The sequence below is a fragment of the Roseomonas haemaphysalidis genome (genome assembly GCF_017355405.1).
Classification (GTDB): domain Bacteria; phylum Pseudomonadota; class Alphaproteobacteria; order Acetobacterales; family Acetobacteraceae; genus Pseudoroseomonas; species Pseudoroseomonas haemaphysalidis.
Genome location: NZ_CP061179.1, coordinates 209,136 through 229,674, shown reverse-complemented (window position 1 = coordinate 229,674; position 20,539 = coordinate 209,136). Strand labels below are relative to the sequence as shown.

Below are 20,539 nucleotides of genomic sequence, written 5' to 3'. Positions count from 1 at the left end.
GGCCGCTGGATGACCCCGGCATCCTCGCCTCACCCGTGACGAGCTTGCTGTCCGTTCCCGGCATGCTGGCGGCGCGCGCCCAGGCGATCGGCATGGCGTGGAGCGGTTGCTTTGGCCCGCTCCGCCCGAGCCGGCAGCGAACCGGCGGTTGAAAGGCTGGCAGCTCGGCCGCGGAACCTTGCCGGATGCGGGAAGCATGGCAAGCTGGCCGCATGCAGCCGCCCTTTCCGCTTCTCCTGTCGCCGCTGACCCTGGGCGGCGTGACACTTCGCAATCGCGTCGGCTTCGCGGCCATGTCCTGCCGGCTCAGCGCGGGCGGGCGGGCCACGCCGGCGCTGCTGTCCCATCTGCAAGCCCGCGCGGCGGGCGGTGCCGCCCTGGTGGTGACGGAAGCCCTGCCCGCGGCGGCCTCCGCCGCCACGCCCACCCGCGTCGCGGCCTTTGATGAAGCCGCCCTGCCGGACCTGCAGGCCATGGCCGCCGCCGTGGCGCGCCACGGCGCATTGCCGATCGGCCAGTTGTGGCACCCGGGCTCGGCCAACCGGGGGCAAAGGGCGGTGGATGCGGTGGGCGCATCCGCGGTGCCCGACGGCCTCTCCTGGACCGTGCCGCGCATCCTGTCCGATGGCGAGATCGAGGCGCTGTGCGCGGAATACGCCGGCACGGCCGCCCGGCTGCAACGCGCCGGCTTCGCGGGGGTGGAGGTTTCGGCGGCGCATGGCTTTCTGCCGCTGCAGTTCCTGTCGCCCGCCAGCAACCGGCGGCAGGACCGCTGGGGCGGCGACCTGCACGGCCGCAGCCTGTTTCTGCGACGGATCATCGCCAACATCCGGCACAGCTGCGGCCCTGGCTTCCTGCTGGGGCTGAAGCTGCCGGCCGATGACGGGGCGCCCGGCTCCATCGACCCGGACGAGGCCGCGCGCATCACCGCCCTGCTGGCGGCCGAAACGCCGCCGGACTGGTTCTGCTTCAGCCAGGGCACGCACGGCTGGTCGCTCGGCATGCACGCGCCAGACCAGCACGCCACGCCGATGGGCTACCGACCGCTGTGGCGCCGCATGCGCGCGGCGGCGGGCGGCGTGCCGGTGGCCGCCGTGGCGCGCATCGACCACCCGGCGGCGGCGGAATCCGTGTTGGCCGCCGGCGATGCCGACCTGGTGATGCTGGCGCGCCCCCTGCTGGCCGACCCCGACTGGCTGGGCAAGGCCGCTGGCAACCGCCCCACCGAGATCCGCCCCTGCCTGAACTGCAACGCCTGCTGGGGTGAAATCAACAAAGGCCTGCCCATCGCCTGTGCCGTGAACCCCTCGGCAGGTGGGCGCGAGGTGGCAGCACCCGGGCGCGTGGCCACCGCGCGGCGCGTGGTGGTGGCCGGCGGCGGGCCCGCGGGGCTGCAGGCGGCGCTGGCCGCCGCGCGGCGGGGGCACCGGGTGACACTGCTGTCGGCCCGCCCGCCCGGCGGCGCGGCGCGGCTGGAGGCCGCACTGCCGGGCGGCGCGTCCATGATGCGCTTTCTGGATTACCTGACCGAAGCCGCCACGCGGGCCGGGGTGGTGATACGCCAAGGCGTTGCCGATGCCGGGGCGATCCTGGCACTGCAGCCCGATGCGACGATCCTGGCCACGGGCGCCGGGATGACGCGCCCGGCCGGGCTGCAGGGTGAGGGCCAGGACCTGCGGAACATGCTGCGCACCCCGCCCCCCGGCGGCCGCGTGGCGGTGCTGTACGATCACGACCAGACCGCTGCCACCTACGCCGCCGCCGAATGGCTGGCCATGCGATTCCGGCGCGTGGTGCTGGTGACGCCGCGCGACAGCATCGCGCAGGACGTGCCGTTGCTGTCCGCCCAGGGCATCCACCGCCGTCTGGCGCGGCTGGGCGTGGAGATCCTGCCTTATCGCGCGCCGCTGCGGCACGCGGCGGGGGAGGTGGTGCTGCGCCACCTGCTGACGGAGGCGGAGGAGGTGATCGGCAGCGTCGACCTGTTCACCTGGTCGACGCCCCGCGCGCCGCGCCAGGACCTTCTGCCGGCGCTGCTGGCGGCCGGGCTCGCCGTGCATCTGGTGGGTGACGCCCTGGCCCCGCGCCTGATGCTGTCCGCCATCCGGGAAGGGGAAGAGGTGGGCGGCGGCCTTTAGCCTCACTCCACCTTGGCGCCGGAAACCTGCACCGCGCGCTGCCACTTGCGCATTTCGGCGCGGTGAAATGCGGCGGTGTCCGCTGCGTTGCTGCCGAACAGCGTGGCGCCCTGTTCCAGAAGCTTCTGGCGGATGGCGGGCTGGTCCAGCGCGGCCCGCATGGCGGCGGACATCGCGTCCACCACCGGCTCGGGGGTGCCGGCCGGCACGAAGTAGATGATCCAGGCGGCGGCGTCGAAGCCGGGCACGGTTTCCGCCACGGCGGGGACCTCCGGCAGCAGCGCCGACCGCTCCGCCGAGGTGACGGCCAGCGGCAGCAGCAGCCCCTGGTTGATCATGCCGGGCAGCGATGGCACGCCCTCAATGGCGAGCTGGATGTCGCCGCCGACCACTGCCTGCACCGCCTGGCTGCCGCCGCGGAACGGCACGTGCACTAGGTCCAGCCCCAGGGCCGCCTTGAACAGCTCCATCGCCAGGTGCGACGTGGTGCCGCTGCCCGACGAGCCGTAGTTCAGCCGGCCCGGCTCCGCCTTCGCCCGTGCCACCAGCTCCGGCAGGGAGCGGATGCCGAGCCTGGGGTTTACCACAATGGCCTGCGGAAAGGACACCGCATGGCTGACGGGGGCGAAGTCCTTGATGGCGTCGTAGGGCAGCGTGGGAAACAGAAAGGGATTGATGCCCATGGTGCCAGGCGAGCCGACCAGGATGGTGTAGCCATCCGGCCGCGCCCGGGCCACCGCTTCCGTGCCGATGTTGCCGGAGGCGCCGGTGCGGTTTTCCACGATGAACTGCTGGCCCAGCTGCTCCGACATGCCCTGCGCCAGCAGACGCGTCACCACGTCCACGGCGGAGCCCGCCGTGAAGGGATTGACGAAGCGGGCAGGGCGGTCCGGCCAGGTGCCCTGCGCGGCGGCGGGGCGGGCCAGGGGCAACAGGCCGAGGGCCGCGAGCAACGAACGGCGGTGCATGATCAACTCCGTTTGTGACAGGGGAAATGGCGGGTGTGCTGCCGACAACCCGCGCCCGCCATGCCATGCTGGCGGAGACGGTGAGCGGGGGAAGTGGCGGCATGGCGGACTGGGATGTGGTGGTGGTCGGCGCAGGCGCAGCCGGCATGGTGGGGGCGTTGCGGGCCGCGGCCGGCGGTGCCCGCGTGGCCCTGCTGGAACGCGATGCCGCCGCGCCCAGCAACCTGGCCTTGTCCGGCGGCCTGTTTTCCGCCGCCGGCAGCCGCTGGCAGCACGAAGCGGGCGTGGAGGACGGGCCGGACCGCTTCGCCGCCGACATCACCGATAAGACCGGCGGCGCCGTACCGCAGCCCTTGCTGCGCACGGTGACGCAGGGCGCGCGGGATGCTGCACATTTTCTGGCAGACAGTGCCGGCTTGCCGATCCACTTGTCGCAAACGGCAAGATTCCCTGGCCATTCCGCGCCGCGCCTGCACGCGACACCGGCGGAATCGGGTGCCGAACTGGCGGCGCTGTTGCGCGCGGCCGTGCGCCGGGCGCCGCGCATCGCCTGGCTGGAAGGCTGTGACGCCGTGGCGTTGCGGAGCGGTGCCTGCGGCGTTGCGGGGGTCGAGGTTTCCGATGGGGGCGCCGCGCGCCGGGTGCTGCCCGCCGCCTGGGTGCTGCTGGCCGGCGGCGGCTTCGGCGGCAACGCGGCGCGGAAGGCGCGGCACCTGCCCGGCGCGTCGGGGGCGCTGCATGTCGGCGCCGCGTCGAACGACGGGCGCGGCATGGACTGGCTGGATCAGCTTGGCGCCGCGTTGCGCTGCATGGATTCCTACCAAGGGCAGCCGCATGTCTGCCGCGATGGCGACGGCACGCACCGGCTGGGCGCCGCGCTGCCGGCGCTGGGGGCCGTCATGGTCAACCAGCAGGGCCTGCGTTTCGCGGCGGAGGATATGGGGCCGTCGGAGCTGACCGCGCATGTGCTGGCGCAGCCTGGCGGAGCCGTGGAGATCTGGGACGCCGCCGCGCAGGACACCGCGCTGCGCCAGGGCCCGTTCCGCGCGGCGACGGAGGCTGGCCTGGTGTGGGGCGGCGGCGGGCTCGCCACATTGGCCGCGCGCTTCGGCCTGCCACCGGATGCCCTGGCGGACACGCTGCGCGACGCCGCCGCCTGCGCGCGCGGCGAACAGACAGACCAGCACGGCCGCACCCATTGGGGCACGCCGTTGCAGGCGCCGTTCTTCGCGGCGGCCATCACCGGCGGGCTGGCGCATACGCAGGGCGGCGCGGTGGTGGATGCAGGCGCGCGCGTGCTGCGGGCCGATGGCAGCGCCATTCCCGGGCTGCTGGCGGCGGGCGGCGCGGCCTGCGGCGTGTCCGGCACCGGCGCGGCGGGCTATGTGCCGGGCAATGGTCTGGCGCAGGCCTTCGCGCTGGGGCTCGCCGCCGGCGCCACGGCGGCGGGTTGAGCCGCCGGCTGGTCCTGTCACCTCGGGGGTTCGTCCGTGCTGTCGCGGTCTGATTTGCCAGACCGCCCGCGGTATAGGACATGAGACAGCAGCATTGCGTCAACGGGATTTCCCTGCCTATCCTCGGCGCCCGCACCGCCACGACCGAAGGATGCCCGCATGACGCAGCCCTGCTTCGCGATGCCCCGCCGCGCCCTCCTGGCTGCCGGCGCCGGCCTGCTGATGGCGCCGGCCGTGGCGCGCGCCCAGTCGCTGCGGCGCGTGAAGTACCTGACGCCCTTCGGCTTCATCCTCGGTTTCGCGGAGGTGCTGTACGGGCAGACCGGCGGCTTCTTCGCCAAGGAAGGGCTGGACGTGGAGGTCGAGGGCGGGCGCGGCTCCGCCATGTCGGTGCAGCAGGTGACGGCGGGCAACGTGTTGCTGTCGCGCACCGGCGGCACCGACCTGATCAAGGCCTATGCGCGCGAGCCTTCCATCGTCGCGATCGGCGAGATCTATCAGCGCGACGGCTTTTTCGTGATCAGCCACGCCGACAAGCCGATCCGCACGCCGGCTGACATGGCGGGCAAGACCATGGGCATCGTGTCCACCGGCGGCGCCACGGAAAACCTGTTGGACATGATGCTGGCTTCGCGCGATGTGCCCAAGGCCGATGTTAAGCGCGAGGCGGTCGGCAACGCGCCCACCGCCTTTGAATTCATCAAGCGTGGGCGCATCGACGGCTTCATCGCCACCTCGGACACTGTGTTCCAGTTGCAAACCGACAAGCAGCCGGTGCTGGCGTGGTCCACCGACACCGTGGCTCCCGTGCCGGGCCAGGTGTACCTGACCTCCAAGGCGACGCTGGATACGGAAACCGAGGCGCTGGCGAAGTTCCTGCGTGGCGTGCAGGCTTCGCTGGATGCCATGGAGGCGCAGAGGGCGAACCTCGCCCCCGTGCTGGCTTCCATGGCCACGAAATACGAGATTGCCGAGGCACGCAGGCCGGACAAGGGCGCATCGGTGCTGGCCTATGGGCTGGACACCACCTTTGCAGCACCGCGCCGGGACAAGTTGGCCAGTAACCCGCAGAGCTGGGACAGCGCCTGCACGCTGATGGTCAAGGCCGGCATCATCGCCGAGCCGCGCGACCGCGCCTTCTACGACGACAAGGCACGCAAGCTTGCCTTCGGCTGAGGTGCCCGCGCTGCTGCTGCTGATCGACCTGCAGCGCGCCTTCTGCGACGACGACGGTTCCATCGCGCAACAGGGGCGCGACATCGCGCTCCTGAAGGTCGCGGCGGGGAACTGTGCCCGGCTGGCCGCGCGGGCGCGCGCGGCGGGCGTGCCGGTGGTCTGGACCCGGATGATGTTCCGCCCCGACTATGCCGATGGCGGCACCATCCTTGCCATGCGGCCCAACCTGGCACGCATCGGCGCCCTGCGCGCCGGCACGGAGGACGTGGCGCTCTCCGTCTCCGCGAAGGCGGAAGCGGGCGACATCGTGATCGACAAGCCGCGCTATTCGGCGCTCTACGCGACGCCGCTGGAAGCGATGCTGCGCGCCTTCAATACGCGGCGCGTGCTGATAGGCGGCGTCACCACCTCCATGTGCGTGGAAACCACGGCGCGGGACCTGTCGCAACGGGACTACGACATCCGCGTGGTGGCCGAGGCCTGCGGCGACTTCGACCCCGCGCGGCACGCGGCCTCCCTGTCCGCGCTGGCCTTCGGCTTCGCCCCCGTGATCGGGATGGAGGAGGCCGGCGCGGCGCTGTGTCAGACCGCCAAGCCGTAGATGCGCGCCACGTTGTCGCGCAGCAGCTTGCGCAGCGGTCCGGGGCGGAAGTTCATGGCCTCGATCTCCCGCCGCGTGCGGGCGAAGTCGAGCACGGGGAAGTCGGTGCCGAAGATCACCTTGTCCTGCCCGTAGCTGTCGATGTAGCGGCGGAAGCTTTCCGGCCAGTAGGCGGGGCTGTGCGCGTCGCAGCCGATGAATACGTTGGGGTGCTTCCAGGCCATGGCGATCATCTCGTCATGCCAGGGAATACCGACATGAATGCCGATCAGCTTCAGCTCCGGGAAGTCGCAGGCCACGGCATCCAGCGTGATCGGCCGGCCGACGCTTTGCGTGCGGTGCTCGGCCGCGTAGATCATGGATTGCCCGACCTGAAGCTGGTAGGGCACGCCGAGCTCGACGCACTTGGCGTAGAAGGGGTAGTAGCGCGCGTGGTCCGGCGCCATCTCGAACCAATGCGGGTAACAATGCGCGCCGATGAAGCCATCGTCCCGCACCGCCGATTCCAGCGCGCGCACGCCCATCATGCCTTCCGTCGGGTCGATGCCGGCGAGGCCGTAGAAGCGGTCGGGGAACCGCTCCACCGCGCGGGCGACGATGCCGTAGGGCAGGTGGTAGCAGCCGGGCAGGCCGACGCGGCCCGACTTCGGCGCGACCAGGAAGGCGCGCTCGATGCCAGCGGCATCCATCCGCTCGATCATCTGTTCCAGCGACAGGCCTTCCATCAGCGCGGATTGCGCGCGCATCTTGCCGACAAAGAAGTCGCCGCCCCAGCCGGGGCGCGCCGCGAGCGCTTCCGGTGTCCAGATATTGACCACGGCGTCGATCGCCCGGATCGTCTCACTCATCGTCTTGCCTGTTCCCTGCTCGTTGCTTGTCCTTGGCCGCAGTTCGGCCGCCGCGTCAACCGCCGGATCGCCGCATGAACCTTGCTTCCTTGCTCCTGTCCCACGCCGCCGCGCGGCCATCCCACGCCGCGACCATCGAGGGGACGACCGAAACCGATTACGCCACATCGGCGGCGCGGATGCTGGCCTATGCGGGGCGGTTGCGCACGCTCGGCATCGGCGCCGGCGACCGCGTCGGGCTGTGCCTGGCCGATACCGCCGACCATCTGCTGCTGCACTACGCCGTGGCGGCGCTGGGCGCCGTGGTGGTGCCGGTGGACCACCGCTGGACGCCAACGGAAAAGCGCGCCGTGGCGGAGGCCTTCCGCTGCCGCCTGGTGCTGATGGAGCCCGGCGACACCGCCGCCGGCGCGCTGCCTGCCACGATCTTTCAGGCGTCGGACTGGCAACATACCACGCCTATCGCACCGGACCTGCCGGCCGATGAGGATGCGTCGCTGCTGATCTCGTTGTCGTCCGGCACCACGGGGCGGCCCACCGGCGCCGTGGTGTCGCACCGCCAGCTCTACGAGCGCTTTGTTTCCCAATGGGGCGGCATCGGGCTGAGCGGCGCCGACCGGTTCCTGCTCGCGACACCGCTCTATTTCGGTGGGGGGCGCTCCTTCGCCATGAGCACCCTCGCCTGTGGCGGCACGCTGATCTTCTGCCCGCCCCCCGCCCGTGCGCCGGAGGTGATCGAGGTGGCGCAGGCGCGGCGAGCCACCGCCGCCTTCGTGGTGCCCACGCAGGTGACGCGCATGCTGGAATGCTGGACCGGCGAGGGCCCGGCGATGCCGGAGATGCGCCGTCTGATCACCAGCGGTGCCGCCATGCACCCGGCGCAACGGCTGCGGGCGCTGGAGCGCCTGTCGCCCGGGCTGACCGACTACTACGCGACCAGTGAGGGCGGGGGCATCGCCGTGCTGCATGCCATGGAACAACGCGACTTCCCGGAAACCGTGGGACGCCCTGCCTTCCGGGTGGACATCGAGATCGTCGACGACGCCGGTGCGCCGTTGCCCCGTGGCACCGTGGGGCGGCTGCGCTACCGCGGCCCCGGCGTATCCAGCGCACTTGTGGATGAGCATGGCGGCATTGTGCCCGCCGACCCGCAGGGCTGGTTCATGCCGGGCGACCTGGCGAAGCTGCTGCCATCGGGCCACGTGCAACTGGCCGGGCGGGCCAAGGACGTGATCATCCGCGGCGGCGTCAACGTGTATCCGGCGGAGATCGAGGCCGTGCTGCTGGGCTGCTCCGGCGTGGCGGAAGCCGCGGCCTTTCCGCTGCCCGACCCCGTGCTGGGCGAGGTGGTGGTGGCAGCCGTCGTCGCCACCCCTGGCGCGGTGCTGGAGGAAGCCGCACTGCGCGTCGTTCTGCAACAGCGCCTTGCCCCCTACAAGCAGCCGCAGCGGCTGCTGGTTGTGCCGTCGCTGCCGCGCAACACGGGGGGCAAGGTGGTGCGGGCAGCTTTGCCGGCGCTGGCTGGCTGAGGGCCGCCTCAGGCCGCCAGGGCCTGCTGCAGGGCCCGGTAGCGTGGGCCCCAGTGGGCGCCGTCCACCCAACGTAGCAGGTCGGTAGTCTCCGGCGCGCGGCCATCCACCGCCGCGATGCTGCGCCAGGCCAGCGCCAGCATGCAGGACAGGACGGGGGCACCGCCGATGCGGGGACACGCCAGGATGGGCCGCAGCGTCGGCATGCCGGTGCCCAGCATCACCACCGCGTCCAGGCCCTCCGGCAGCCCGGCCAGCGCCTGTTCGGCCGTGTCGGCAGCCATGGCGTAGATTGGGTGGAAGGCGCCTTCCTGCAGCGTGGCGCCCGCCACGGCGGCGACCTCGAAGCCCCGCGCGGTCCAGTAGCCCCGTGCGGCTTCCGTCAGGTCGGCGGGGTAGGGGGAGACGAGGCCGATGCGCCGCGCGCCCAACACGTCCAGCGCGTCCCGCACCGCGCGGGCGGCGGTGACAACGGGGTGGCCCGTCGCGGCTTCCATGCGTGCCACGATCGCATCCTCCTCCGCCGGCCCGGCGAAGTAGGAAGCTCCGGTGCAGGCAAAGGCGATGGCGCCGAGCGGCGCGTTGGCGAATTGCGCGGCGGCGCCGTCCAGCCCCGCCAGGTAATCCAGCAGCCGCGCCACGATGGTAGGCTTGCCGCTGCACATGCGGGCATTGAGCAAGGCGTAGCCGGGCGGGCAGAGCAGGGCGAATTCCGGCTCCACCGTGGTGTTGGCCTGGGGCGTCAGCACGCCGACCAGGCCGCGCGGGGCGTATTCGGTGCTCACTTCGCGCCCGCCACGCTTTCGTGCCACGGGATGATGGCGCGGCGCAGCGCCACGGTGATGATGTAGAAGCCGAAGCCCACCGCCGTCAGCAGCGCGATCACGGCGAAGAGCATGTCCGTCTCGTAGGCATTCATCTTGGCGATCAGCAGGTAGCCAAGGCCCAGGTTGCCACCGAGATACTCGCCGATCACGGCGCCGATGATGGCCAGCACGATGCCGACCTCCGCGCCCACCAGGATGTATGGGAGGGAGGAGGGCAGGTCGAGCGCCAGTGCCCGTTGCAGCGGCGAGGCGTTGAAGGCGGTCATCACGTCCCGGTGCCCCAGGTCCACCGACTTCACGCCCCGCAGCGTGCCGGTGAAGATGGGGAAGAAGGCGATCACGGCGGCGATGATGACCTTGCTGGTCATGCCAAAGCCGAACCACACCACGAACAGCGGCACCAGCGCCACCTTGGGCACCACCTGCGAGGCGACGATGAAGGGATTCAGCGTCTGCTCCAGCCACGGCAGCTTGGCCAGCACCGCACCCATGGCGACGCCCAGCACCAGCGCGATCAGGAAGCCCGCCAGCGTCGCCTGCACAGTGGCCAGCGTGTGCGTCCAGGTGGAGGGCGTGGCCAGCAGCTCCAGCAGTGCGTTCCACACCGCGAGCGGCGAGGGCAGGATAAAGGCGGAGACGCCCGACTGGACCACGTACAGGTGCCAAAGCCCGATCAGCACCACCGCGAGCAGCGGCGAGGTGAGAAGTGCCAGCGGCGGCCGCGAACGGCGCGCGGGCATGGCGGCGGGGGGAACGGTGCTCAAGGTCGCGTCGCTCACGAAACGGCCTCCAGCCGGCGCCGCAGGTCACGCACATGCGCCTGGAAGGCGGGCAGGGTCTGGGTTTCCGGCGTGCGGGGGCGGGGCAGCTCGATCTCGTGGATGCTGTCGATACGCCCGGGGCGCGGCGAAAGCAGCACGACGCGATCCGCCAGGAACACAGCCTCGCTGATCGAATGCGTCACCAGGATCACGGTCTTGCCGGTTTCCATCCAGATGCGCTGGGTCTCGATGTTCATCGCTTCCCGCGTCATGGCGTCCAGCGCGCCGAAGGGCTCGTCCATCAACAGGATCTCCGGGTCCCCGGCCAGCGCGCGGGCGATGGCAGCGCGTTGCCGCATGCCGCCCGACAACTCGCGTGGCCAGCGCTTCTCGAAGCCCGCCAGGCCCACGGTGCGGCACAGCGCGCGGGCGCGGTCCAACCGCGCGGCGCGCGGCACGCGCCGCAGCTCCAGCGGCAACGCCACGTTGCGTTCGATGCTGCGCCAGGGAAACAGGTTGGCGTCCTGGAACACCATGCCCAGCTCGTTCAGCGCCGCCGGGTCACGCGCCGTGCCGCGCCACAGCGAACGGCCACCGATGTTGATCTGGCCGGCGCTGGGGGCCAGCAGACCGCCCACCATACGCAGCAGCGTGGTCTTGCCGCAGCCGGACGGCCCGAGCAGCACCAGGAACTCGCCCTTGCGCACGGAAAGGTCGGTGTGGGACAGCGCGTGCACGGCGCCGCCCCCGGGCACGGAATAGCGCTTCTCGACGCCGGCCAGCTCGATTTCGGTGACGGCGTTCACGCGAAGGCCTCCTCGATGAAGCGGTTGTCGTAGAGCACGGTGGGATCGGGGATCGTGACGATGCCGGCATCCGCCAGCTCCTTGGCGCCATCGGCGAACAGATCCGGCAGGTTGCGCAACAGGTTCTCCCGTCCGCGGCTGAGCCAGGCGCGGCGGGACGCCTCGAAGGTCTTGACCGTCAGAGGCATGTTGCGGATGCCCGCGACCTCGAAGCTGCGGCTGGCACGCTGGATCATGGGCGCCACGTCCGGGGCCATCAGCTCCTCCGCGCTGGCGCGCATGGCGCGCAAGAGGCGCACGAGCTGCGGCCCGTCGCGCTCCGCGCTATCCTTGCTGACGGCGTAGCACTGGCTTGGCATGGGCGCGTAGCGGTCGGTGGACCAGGCTTCGAAGGCGGCTCCCTGCTCCTTCAAATTCTCAACCACGTTGGTGCTGGCGATGAAGCCATCGATCCGTCCCTGCTGCACCAGGCCCAGCGCACCGGGGCTGTTGCCCACCACCTCGCGCCGGGTGCGCTTGGGGTCGAAGCCGCCCTTGCGCAGCATCAGGTCCAGGAAGTTCTCGGTGGAGCCGCCAACGGACACGATTCCGATTCGCTTGCCATCCACCGCCGCGATGTCCGCCAGCGGCTTCTCGCCTGACGAAACCATGTAGAAGGTGCTGCCCTGGTAGATGGTGGCGATGGACACCAGCGGCAGCCCGGCCTGCGCCGTCGCCTTCATCATGTCGATGCCCGCGATGCGCAGCATCTTCACCCGCCCGCTCACCACCTGCTGGATCGCCTGCGCGGAACCCGCGCCGCCCAGCAGCGTCGGCGCGAAGCCCTGCTTCTGCAGGTGCCCGCCCGCCACGGCGTTCATCATCTCCAGAAAGTCGATGATGAATCCAAAAGGCGTGATCATGGTGACCGGCTCGCCCGCCTGCGCGCGCGCCGGTGCACCACGCAGCACCATCGGCAAGGCCAGCAGTGGCGCGCCGCGCAGCAGGACGCGGCGGCCCGGTCCGGAAGGCATGGTGGTTCTCCAGTCAGCCGTCATGCGGTCCGTCCTTTTGCTTGCGGGGCACAGGCCGGATCGGAACGCTGCCGCAGCGCGGCCCACCGGGCAATCCCATTTGCATTTTGTTATAACACTGGGACAAGCTGCTCTTGCCAAGAGGATTCTCCCCTGGCGACGGATAAAGCCGGCCGCGCCGGCCTTCAGCGGGACGACACGGGATGAGCGGTGCGAGGCGGTGGGATGTCGCGGTGGTTGGCGCGGGACCGGTGGGGTTGACGCTGGCACTGCTGCTGGTGCGGGCCGGGCTGCGCGTGCAGGTGCTGGAAGCAGGTCCGGATATCGCGGAGGAGTTGCGCGCTTCCACCTTCCATCCGCCGACGCTGGATTTCCTGGACCGCCTCGGCCTCGCGGCGCCGCTGGTGGCGCAGGGGCTGGTCACGCCCACCTGGCAGATCCGCATGCATGAGACAGGGGAGCGCGCGGAGTTCGACCTGTCCGTCCTGCGAGACGACACTGCCCACCCCTACCGGTTGCAGGCCGAGCAGCACAAGCTGTCTCGCCTGCTGCTGGCGGCGCTGCCGGCCGGCACCGTGCGCTTCGGCACAGCGGTGGAGGAGGTAGTGCAGCAGGAGGATTGCGTCTCACTGCGGCTGGCCGATGGGTCGGCGACCGAAGCCGCCTGGGTGGTGGGCTGCGACGGTGCGCGCAGCGTGGTGCGCCGCGCCATGGGCCTTGGCTTCAGCGGGGAAACCTATCCGGAAACCACCATCCTGGCCACCACGACCTTTCCGTTCGAGGAAGCTCTGCCCGGCCTGAGCAACGTCAACTATATCTGGACCTCGCACCCGGCGTTTTCCGGCACCTTCTCGTTGCTGAAGGTGCCGGGCAAGTGGCGCGCCAGCCTGCACACCGCGCCCGACGAATCCGTTGAGGATGCGCTGCAGCCCGAGGCGATCCGCCGCAAGCTGCGCGCCATCCATGGTCGCGACGAGGACGCCGAGGTGCTGGACCTGCGCCCTTACCGCATCCACCAGCGCATCGTGGACGATTATCGCGCCGGGCGCCTGCTGCTGGCGGGCGATGCCGCGCATCTGAATTCGCCGTCCGGCGGCATGGGCATGAACGGCGGCATCCACGATGCCTTTGAGCTGGCGGACACGCTGGCGCAGGTGCACCGGGGCGCGGCGGAGCCGGCGCTGCTGGACCGCTATACCCGCCGCCGCCGCCCCGTGGCGGAGCGCGAGATTCTGGCACAGGCGGACCGCAACCGCGCCCGCATGCGCGAACGCGACAACGACCGGCGGCGGGAGCTGCTGGATGGCATGCGCCGCACGGCCGGGGACCCCGCGGCGGCGCGCGAGCACCTGTTGCGATCCTCCATGATCTCCGGCCTGCGCGCCGCGGCGCGCGTGGAATGAGCGGACGCCCCGCCGGGCGGCTGCCGGCGGAGGGCGCCGCCAGCTCCCCCGTGCCGCTGTACCACCGCGTCTACGTGGTGCTGCGGCAGCAGATCCGCGAAGGCCAGTGGCCGCCCGAGGTGGCGATGCCGGGCGAGCACGAGCTGGCCGCGGCCTTCGGCGTGTCCCGCATCACCATCCGCCGCGCGCTGGAACAGCTGGAGCGGGAGGGGCTGGTGCGCCGGGCGCGCGGCGCCGGCACCTTCGCGCGCCCCGCCGCCGCGCCGCCCATGCGCTCCAACCTCGGCGGGTTGATGGAAGACCTGTTGGCCATGGGGCTGCGCACCACCGCCCGGGTGCTGGACTTCGGCTACCTGCCCGCGCCGCCGGACGTGGCGGCGGCGCTGGGCGTGGCGCCGGGCGCCGTGGTGCAGAAGTCGGTGCGGGTGCGCAGCCAGGGCGGCGCCGCCTTTTCGCACCTCACCACCTGGGTGCCGGAAGCGGTGGGTCGCTCCTTTCAACGCGCGGACCTGTTGCGCCGGCCGCTGCTGGCGCTGCTGGAAGCCGCCGGTGCCTCGGCCGTTGAAGCCGACCAGTTGATCTCTGCCCGGCTGGCGGAGCCCGCCACGGCGGCGGCGCTGGGGGTGCATGTGGGCGCGGCCCTGCTCAGCGTGCGGCGGGTGGTACGTGGCGGCGACGGGCGCGCGGTGGAATACCTGCAGGCGCTGTACCGGCCGGAGATGTACGAATACGAGATGACCATGCGCCGCTCTTCCCGCAACGGCCATGCGACATGGTCCACGGAGGCGGCGCTGGACTGAGCGTGCCGCTCAGCCCAGCCCGGCCTCCACCTCGGCCACCGTCAGCACGTCGCCGAAATACAGGTAGAAGTTGGACAGGGCGGCCATGTGGGCGGCATCCGTCATGGCGGCATTGGCGTCGGACACCATGACGGTGCGGAAGTTCAGCATCATCGCGTCCCGCGCCGAGGATTCGCAGCACACGTTGGTGGCCGTGCCGGCGATCAGCACGGTGTCGAAGCCACCCGCGCGCAGCCGCTCCGGCAGGTCGGAGCTGCCCTGGATAAACGCGCTGAAGCGGTATTTCGGCACCACCGCGTCCCCGGCGGCGATGTCCAGCTCGGGCCACAAGGCGTGGCCTTCCCGGCCTGGGGACATGGAGCGCGTGCGCGCGGCGGTGCGCTCGGGGCTCGCCATGCCGTCCAGCACCGACCATTCGCGGCGTGACCGTTCGTCAGACGTGTTCTGCACCCAGAAAACGCCGCCCCCCTTCTGGCGCAGGGTCGCGCCCAGGCGGTTGATGGCGGGCACGATGCCGGGGGCGTAGGGCACGGCGGCGTGGCCCACATCCTCCCGCATGAAGCCGTTCTGCATGTCGATCACCACCAGCGCGGTGCGCGCGGCATCCAGCGCCGCGAAGGGATGCGCGGTGCCGGCGCGCGCGATCACGCGCCGCACCGCATCCGGCGGCAGGGTGTTGTCGTGCTGCATGCGGGCGGCTCACTCGGCCTGGATGTTGGCGTCGCGCGCGATCGCCGCCCAGCGCGATACCTCGGAGGCGGTGAGCGCCGCGTAGTCCCGCCGGCTCATGCTGTTGGGACCGGCACCGAAATCCAGCAGCCGCTCGGTCATACCGGGGTCGGCCAGCCCCTTGGCCAGGGCGTCGTGCAGCGTGTCCGCCACTGTGTCCGGCAGCCCGGCGGGGCCGGACAGGCCGAACCAGTTGGTGGCCACCAGCGGCTCCAGCCCGAATTCACGCACGCTGGGCACGTCGGGCCAGCGCAGCGCGCGTTCCGGCGTGGTCACGGCCAGCATGCGCAGCCGGTCGTTGCGCCCCACATCCGGCACGGCGGCGATCAGCCCGTCCACCTGCCCGCCCAGCACGTCCACCACCGCGGGCGCCGAGCCGCGATACGGTACGTGCAGGATCTGCACGCCCGCCGCGCGGTTCAGCAGCTCCAGCTTCACGTGGCTGGAGGTGCCGATGCCGGTGGAGCCAAAGCGCATGGCGCCGCCCTTGGCGCGCGCCAGCAGGTCCGGCAGCGAACGGATGGGGCCATCCGCCGCCACCACGATGGCGCTGGGCACGGCAGCGATCAGCCCGATGGGCGTGAAGTCCCGCACGGGATCGTAGGGCACGTGTTTGGACACCGCCGGGCCGATGGCCTGGGACGCGATGTTGGACAGCACGATCACCGACCCGTCCGGCGCCGACTTGGCCACCGCGTCGCTGCCGATCACGCCGCCGGCGCCGCCGCGGTTCTCCACCACCACGGAAATGCCCATCGCCGTCTCGATGCCGCGTGCCGCCAGGCGGCCCAGCAGGTCCGTGGTGCCCCCCGGGGTGAAGGGCACCACCAGCCGCACCGGCCGGGCCGGGCGCCAGGCGGTCTGCGCCAAGGCGGGGAGGGACAAGCCGGCGAGGCCGGCGGCGGCCAGAACGGCGCGGCGGGACATGGGCATGGTGCGGCTCCTGTTGCGGGGTGTCAGTTCACGGCGATGCCGGCGTCGCGCACCACGCCGCGCCAGCGCGCCAGGTCGCCTGCCACCAGCGTTTCGAGCTCGGCGCGGCTGCCGCCTTCCACCACGAAGCGGATGCGCTCGAACCGCTCCACCACCTCCGGCTGGCGCAGCGTGGTGGCCAGGGCGGCGTGCAGGGCGTCGGCCACCGGGTCGGGCGTCGCGGCCGGCACGAACACGCCGGTCCAGGACAGGGACAGCAGGTCCGGCAGGCCCTGTTCCGCCATGGTCGCCACCTCCGGCGCCCAGCTCAGCCGGCGCGCGCCGGCCACGGCGACCATGCGCAGCTGGCCGGAGGCGATCTGCGGCGCGGCGGTGCCCGAGTTCACCATGGACAGCGGCACGGTGTTCTGCATCACGGCGGTGATGGCGGCCGCGCCGCCGGCATAGGGCACGTGCACCGCCTTCAGCCCTGTGCGCAGCAGGAACAGTTCCATCCCGAGTTGTTCCGAGGAGCCGATGCCGGAGGAGGAAAAGGACAGCCTGTCCCCCTGCGCCGCCATCCAGGCCTTCAGCTCCGCCACATCGCGCGCCGGCACGGAAGGGTGGACCACGATCACGTTGGGGGCGCTCATCGCCAGCACGACGGGCTTGAAGTCCCGCACCGGGTCGAAGCCCGGCTGCTGCATGACCACGGGCTGGATGGTCATGGTGCCGCTGGCGTTGACCAGCATCACATGCCCGTCCCCCGGCATGGCGGCCACGGCGCGGGTGCCCAGCACCCCCGTGGCGCCGGGGCGGTTCTCCACGATCACATTCTGCCCCAGCGCCGCCTGCAGGCCCGGCTGCAGGGCGCGGGCGCAAAGGTCCGTCGCGCCCCCGGGCGGAAAGGGCACCAGCAGCGTCACCGGCTTGCTGGGCCGCCAAGCCCCCTGGGCCCGGGCGCCGGCGGCTGCCGGCAGCAGGGCGGCGGACAGGAGGGCGAGGGCGGTGCGGCGCTGCATGGCGATCCTCCGGGCGGCGGGGCGCCCTGCTGGGGTGAATGGAGCGGGGCGGTTGACCGTCATGGCCGGGCACGACAGCCTTTCGCGCGGCGGCCGGCGTGCCGCGAGGGAGCATGGCGCGGATGAGCGACGACGGAGCGGCGGCTGAGGTCGAACGGGTACAGAACGCGATGCGCGCGCTGCGCGACGCGCGGGGCTTCGTGCTGCCGCATCGCGGCCTGCTGGCGGCGGCACTGCCGGAGCTGCACGCGGCCTATGCCACCATGTACCGCGAGTTGACGCTGGAGCAGGGCCGCATGGACCCGTTGCAGCGCGAATGCGTGTGGCTGGCCATCCTGGCCGCCTGCGACGAACCGGTGGGCACGCACCACGTCGCGCTGTTCCGTGAGCACGGCGGCACCGACGCGCTGGCCGGCGCCGTGTTCCGGCAAACCGGCTGGGCCATGGGGGCCGAGGCGCACGGCTTTCTGCCGCGTGGCTGGGCGCCGTTGTTTCCCGGGCTGGACCCGGTGCGGGCCTATCTGGACGGCGCGGCGGCGCTGAACGACCCGGCGGTGCTGCCGGACAGCACCGCGCGGCTGCTGCGCCTGGCCGTGCAGGCGGCGCGCGACAAGCGCTGGGCACTGCGCGCCGAGTTGCTGGGTGCCTACGAGGGCGGGCTGGACGAGCATCTCATGGCCGAGGCCATCAGCCTGATCATCTGGCCGCGCGGCGTGAACCCCTTTGTGCGCGCTGCCGACACGTGGCTGGAGGTGCTGCGCGGCGGCGGGGTTTCGCCCTCGCCGGTCTTCGCTGCCTGGGCCGAGGCCTCGGGGCAGGGGCCGCTGGAACTGGTCCCAGGCGCTGCGGCCCCGCATCGCGGCTAGCCCCCGGCCCCGCCGCGCGCCAGGGCGCCCTCGAAAAAGCTGAGGCGGTCGCGCGCGCCGCGCATCATCAGCGACAGGTCGTTTTCCGTGAGGATCATGCGCATGCCGGCGCTGAGAAAGCCGCGCCACGGCGCCTCGTCGCGCGGGCCGCCCATGCCGGCGAAGAGACCGTGGCGGCGGGCGGCGGCGCAGGTGCGCTGCACGGCGTCCAGCAGCGCCGGGGCGCCGTATTGCCCGGGCAGGCCGAGGTCCCACAACAGGTCGGACCCGCCGATGAACAGCCCGTCCACCCCCGGCACGGCGGCGATGGCCTCGACGTTCTCCACCGCCGTGCGGCTTTCGATCATCACTGTCACGACAACCTCGTCGTTGAACAGCGCGCAGGCCTCCGCCAGCCCCTTGTCGTAGCCGAAATGCGCCAGGGTGCCGGGCACGGACAGCCCGCCGCGCGGCGCGAAGCGGGCGGCGCGCGCCACGGCGGCGGCCTGTTCCGGCGTATCCACATGCGGCACCACCAACCCCAGCGCACCGTTGGTCAGCAGCCCCGCGATCTCGCGCGGGTCGTGGCTGGAAGGGCGCGCCATCGGCAGCACCCCGGCACGGATGGCGGACAGCGCGATGTCATGTGCCAGATGCGGCGAGGCCGGGCTGTGCTCGAAATCCAGCATCGCCCAGTGAAAGCCGCAGGCCGCCAGGATCGGCCCCGCCTCCGCGCTGCGCGACAGCCGCAGGTTGCTGCCGAGGGCGAGCTGACCCGCCGCCATGCGCGCGCGAAACGCGCTGCCGGGATAAGCGCTCATACCGCCGCCTCCGCCACGGCGAAGGGCAACAGCACCTCGGGGAAGTGCCAGGGCGCGCGGCGACGGGCGGCCAGGATTTGCAACGCGTCCCGCATGCGTGCGAAGGCCTCGCGCACCGCCTCCTCGCCCTCGATGACCAGCCCGAAGCCGGGGCACAGGCGGTCGATCGGCCGCGCGGCCAGGATGGTGTCGAGGTCCCGCAGCACCGGCGCCGGGTCGATGCCGATCAGCCAGTCCATCTTGGCCGACAGATACTGCGCGATGTCCCCGGCACGGATCGGCGCCTCGTTCGCGCCGCGCAGGCGGGACTGGCCGGGCGCCCAGGCAGCGGCCGGGCGCGCCAGGAACGCGAAGGCGTCCGAGGTGAACAGCGTGCGCGTGGCGGATTCGTAGAACCAGTTGGTGGCCAGCAGCCGCAACTCGACCCGCAGCACCTCCAGCCGCAGCCGGCCGATCTCCGTGACCACGCCGGGGGCGATGCGGACGGCGCGCAGGCCGGGCGTCGCCTCGATGCGCGCGGCGGCATCCGTTTCCTCGACGCCCTCGAAAAAGTCCAGCGGGTTCAGCACGCCGGCGTAAAGCACCTCGCTCACGCCGAAGTCGCGCAGGATGGCGGGCAGGTTGATCATGCAGTCCTGCTCGCGCCGCGTGGTGATCAGGCGCCGCCGCGCGGTGCCACCGAGCGTGGCACGGATGCCGCCCGCCACCAGCGGCCAATGCACCGCGAGGCCGGTATCGACCATCAGCCATTCGCCGCCGTCGCGCAGGACATAGCCCTGCACCGGCAGCAGGCCGGACGCCCCCGCGGGCAGCCAGCTGATCGGGCGCGCCGCCACGTCCAGCCAGCCGCCCGTCGCATACAAGGTGCCGGGAATGATCTCGGCCAGGCCTTCCGATTCCGTCATCACCGTCGCGCTCACGCGGCCACGGGCCCCATGGCGATGCCCTGCTTGAACAGCGGCAGGGTCTGCGCCGGCGTGTCCACCACGCAGCCATGCGCGCCGGCCAGCAGGCGCGGGCGCAGGCGGGCAACGAGCTCGTCCATCTCCGGAAAGCTGGGCGTGCTGTCGGTGAACTTCGGCCAGTGCAGCGCCTTGTCGTTGAAGTCCTGCATCATGGCGATGTCGGGCGGCGCGATCTCGCTGCTCAGGTGGTCGCACTGACCGGGCACATGGGCGTGGAAGTAGGCGCAGGCATCCGACAGGAACAGGATGCGGTCCTTGGTGTCGAAGGCCCACAGCGTGTCCGGCAGGTCGCGCCACACGGGCGGCAGGAACAGAAAGTGGCGGTCGCCAAGGTCCAGCGTATCGCCGGGCGAAACTTGGCGAAACCGATGCTCCAGTGTGGGGTGGTAGAGCGCATAGTCGCGCATGTCGCCCACCGCCACGGCCTCCGGGAATTCGCGCATCCAGCGTTCCAGCAGCCCGGAATGCGGCAACTCGCTATGGGTTGGAAAGATGTAGTCCAGTGGCCGCCCGTCGAGAAACGCGTCGACATCGCGCTTCACGGCCTCCCAGTGGATGGGGTGGCCGGTATCGACCAGCACCGTCTTCGCGCTGCCTTTCAGCAGGTACAGCGAATAATGCGCATGCATGTCCGGCACGCTGCTGGCGAGGCACCGCCCGGTCCACAGGCAATCCGGCGTGATGGCGCGGGGCAGCGTGCCGCTGCGGCCGAATGCCTCCGCATCCGCGGGATGTCCGCCGCATTGGGCGTGGTGATTGTTCATGGTGCCGACGCTCCCCTCAAGCAGATGCGGACCGCGCGCGTGTGGTCTGTGGCGCAGCCGTGCCGTTGCCAATATCTGGCACCGCGCCAGCAAGGTTCGCCGAATCAGGTCCCAGGTCCGTGGAACTGTTCATCGAACAAACGCGTGCTCCGCATGA

General features: G+C 71.6%; 20 protein-coding genes. 8 read left to right on the top strand and 12 right to left on the bottom strand.

Annotated features, from left to right (window positions below):
- Window positions 1-212: 212 nt before the first annotated feature.
- Window positions 213-2,138, top strand: a complete 1,926-nt coding sequence (locus IAI59_RS20710) for an oxidoreductase (RefSeq protein WP_207415374.1) — start codon at window positions 213-215, stop codon at window positions 2,136-2,138.
- A gap of 2 nt (window positions 2,139-2,140) precedes the next feature.
- Here IAI59_RS20710 and IAI59_RS20705 read toward each other — a convergent pair whose 3' ends face one another.
- Entirely contained in the window at window positions 2,141-3,106 is a 966-nt protein-coding gene (locus IAI59_RS20705; RefSeq protein WP_207415375.1) for a Bug family tripartite tricarboxylate transporter substrate binding protein, read from the bottom strand.
- Window positions 3,107-3,141: 35 nt separating this feature from the next.
- Between IAI59_RS20705 and IAI59_RS20700 the strand changes: the two genes are divergently transcribed.
- The 3 genes from IAI59_RS20700 to IAI59_RS20690 all read left to right on the top strand — a co-directional run bounded on the left by IAI59_RS20700 (window position 3,142) and on the right by IAI59_RS20690 (window position 6,337).
- Window positions 3,142-4,560 carry an FAD-binding protein gene (locus IAI59_RS20700; RefSeq protein ID WP_207415376.1) on the top strand — a complete coding sequence of 473 codons (1,419 nt, stop codon included), beginning with the start codon at window positions 3,142-3,144 and terminating at the stop codon, window positions 4,558-4,560.
- Between the two features lie 159 nt (window positions 4,561-4,719).
- On the top strand, window positions 4,720-5,736 hold the full coding sequence (locus IAI59_RS20695; RefSeq protein ID WP_207415377.1) for an ABC transporter substrate-binding protein: 1,017 nt from the start codon (window positions 4,720-4,722) through the stop codon (window positions 5,734-5,736).
- Window positions 5,723-6,337 (top strand): cysteine hydrolase family protein, encoded by a 615-nt coding sequence (locus tag IAI59_RS20690; RefSeq protein WP_207415378.1) that lies wholly within the window; start codon window positions 5,723-5,725, stop codon window positions 6,335-6,337. Before IAI59_RS20695 ends, IAI59_RS20690 begins: the two co-directional genes overlap by 14 nt.
- On the opposite strand, the gene IAI59_RS20685 is transcribed toward IAI59_RS20690, so the two are convergent.
- Window positions 6,319-7,185 (bottom strand): amidohydrolase family protein, encoded by an 867-nt coding sequence (locus IAI59_RS20685; RefSeq protein ID WP_207415379.1) that lies wholly within the window; start codon window positions 7,183-7,185, stop codon window positions 6,319-6,321. The genes IAI59_RS20690 and IAI59_RS20685 overlap by 19 nt on opposite strands.
- Before the next feature lie 74 nt (window positions 7,186-7,259).
- On the opposite strand from IAI59_RS20685, the gene IAI59_RS20680 reads away from it, so the two are divergent.
- On the top strand, window positions 7,260-8,714 hold the full coding sequence (locus tag IAI59_RS20680) for a class I adenylate-forming enzyme family protein (protein WP_207415380.1): 1,455 nt from the start codon (window positions 7,260-7,262) through the stop codon (window positions 8,712-8,714).
- Between the two features lie 8 nt (window positions 8,715-8,722).
- Here the strand turns inward: IAI59_RS20680 and IAI59_RS20675 are convergent, their stop codons facing one another.
- From IAI59_RS20675 to IAI59_RS20660, 4 genes are read right to left on the bottom strand one after another with little or no spacing between them, the layout of a single operon-like run.
- Entirely contained in the window at window positions 8,723-9,499 is a 777-nt protein-coding gene (locus IAI59_RS20675; RefSeq protein ID WP_207415381.1) for a maleate cis-trans isomerase family protein, read from the bottom strand.
- Complete coding sequence (locus IAI59_RS20670) at window positions 9,496-10,320, bottom strand: ABC transporter permease (RefSeq protein WP_207415382.1); 825 nt, start codon at window positions 10,318-10,320, stop codon at window positions 9,496-9,498. The genes IAI59_RS20675 and IAI59_RS20670 overlap by 4 nt, the downstream gene beginning before the upstream one ends.
- Window positions 10,317-11,108 (bottom strand): ATP-binding cassette domain-containing protein, encoded by a 792-nt coding sequence (locus tag IAI59_RS20665; protein WP_207415383.1) that lies wholly within the window; start codon window positions 11,106-11,108, stop codon window positions 10,317-10,319. Before IAI59_RS20665 ends, IAI59_RS20670 begins: the two co-directional genes overlap by 4 nt.
- The gene (locus IAI59_RS20660; RefSeq protein WP_207415384.1) at window positions 11,105-12,121 is read right to left on the bottom strand and encodes an ABC transporter substrate-binding protein; all 1,017 of its coding nucleotides are present in this window, start codon (window positions 12,119-12,121) and stop codon (window positions 11,105-11,107) included. Before IAI59_RS20660 ends, IAI59_RS20665 begins: the two co-directional genes overlap by 4 nt.
- A 203-nt stretch (window positions 12,122-12,324) precedes the next feature.
- On the opposite strand from IAI59_RS20660, the gene IAI59_RS20655 reads away from it, so the two are divergent.
- The gene (locus IAI59_RS20655) at window positions 12,325-13,524 is read left to right on the top strand and encodes an FAD-dependent oxidoreductase (RefSeq protein WP_207415385.1); all 1,200 of its coding nucleotides are present in this window, start codon (window positions 12,325-12,327) and stop codon (window positions 13,522-13,524) included.
- The gene (locus IAI59_RS20650) at window positions 13,521-14,324 is read left to right on the top strand and encodes a GntR family transcriptional regulator (protein ID WP_207415386.1); all 804 of its coding nucleotides are present in this window, start codon (window positions 13,521-13,523) and stop codon (window positions 14,322-14,324) included. The genes IAI59_RS20655 and IAI59_RS20650 overlap by 4 nt, the downstream gene beginning before the upstream one ends.
- 9 nt (window positions 14,325-14,333) lie before the next feature.
- Here IAI59_RS20650 and IAI59_RS20645 read toward each other — a convergent pair whose 3' ends face one another.
- The 3 genes from IAI59_RS20645 to IAI59_RS20635 are packed head-to-tail and all read right to left on the bottom strand — an operon-like array spanning window position 14,334 to window position 16,987.
- The gene (locus IAI59_RS20645; protein ID WP_207415387.1) at window positions 14,334-15,014 is read right to left on the bottom strand and encodes an isochorismatase family protein; all 681 of its coding nucleotides are present in this window, start codon (window positions 15,012-15,014) and stop codon (window positions 14,334-14,336) included.
- A gap of 9 nt (window positions 15,015-15,023) precedes the next feature.
- Window positions 15,024-15,986 carry a Bug family tripartite tricarboxylate transporter substrate binding protein gene (locus IAI59_RS20640; RefSeq protein WP_207415388.1) on the bottom strand — a complete coding sequence of 321 codons (963 nt, stop codon included), beginning with the start codon at window positions 15,984-15,986 and terminating at the stop codon, window positions 15,024-15,026.
- Between the two features lie 23 nt (window positions 15,987-16,009).
- Entirely contained in the window at window positions 16,010-16,987 is a 978-nt protein-coding gene (locus IAI59_RS20635; protein WP_207415389.1) for a Bug family tripartite tricarboxylate transporter substrate binding protein, read from the bottom strand.
- 122 nt (window positions 16,988-17,109) lie between these two features.
- Here IAI59_RS20635 and IAI59_RS20630 point away from each other — a divergent pair, with 122 nt between their 5' ends.
- Window positions 17,110-17,853: a hypothetical protein gene (locus IAI59_RS20630; RefSeq protein WP_207415390.1), complete on the top strand. Its 744-nt coding sequence runs from the start codon at window positions 17,110-17,112 to the stop codon at window positions 17,851-17,853.
- Here the strand turns inward: IAI59_RS20630 and IAI59_RS20625 are convergent.
- From IAI59_RS20625 to IAI59_RS20615, 3 genes are read right to left on the bottom strand one after another with little or no spacing between them, the layout of a single operon-like run.
- On the bottom strand, window positions 17,850-18,653 hold the full coding sequence (locus IAI59_RS20625; RefSeq protein WP_207415391.1) for an HpcH/HpaI aldolase family protein: 804 nt from the start codon (window positions 18,651-18,653) through the stop codon (window positions 17,850-17,852). The two genes, IAI59_RS20630 and IAI59_RS20625, sit on opposite strands and share 4 nt — an antisense overlap.
- Window positions 18,650-19,573, bottom strand: coding sequence for a hypothetical protein (locus tag IAI59_RS20620; protein ID WP_207415392.1), 924 nt, complete (start codon window positions 19,571-19,573; stop codon window positions 18,650-18,652). Before IAI59_RS20620 ends, IAI59_RS20625 begins: the two co-directional genes overlap by 4 nt.
- Entirely contained in the window at window positions 19,570-20,382 is an 813-nt protein-coding gene (locus IAI59_RS20615; protein WP_207415393.1) for an MBL fold metallo-hydrolase, read from the bottom strand. The genes IAI59_RS20620 and IAI59_RS20615 overlap by 4 nt, the downstream gene beginning before the upstream one ends.
- Between the last annotated feature and the right edge of the window lie 157 nt (window positions 20,383-20,539).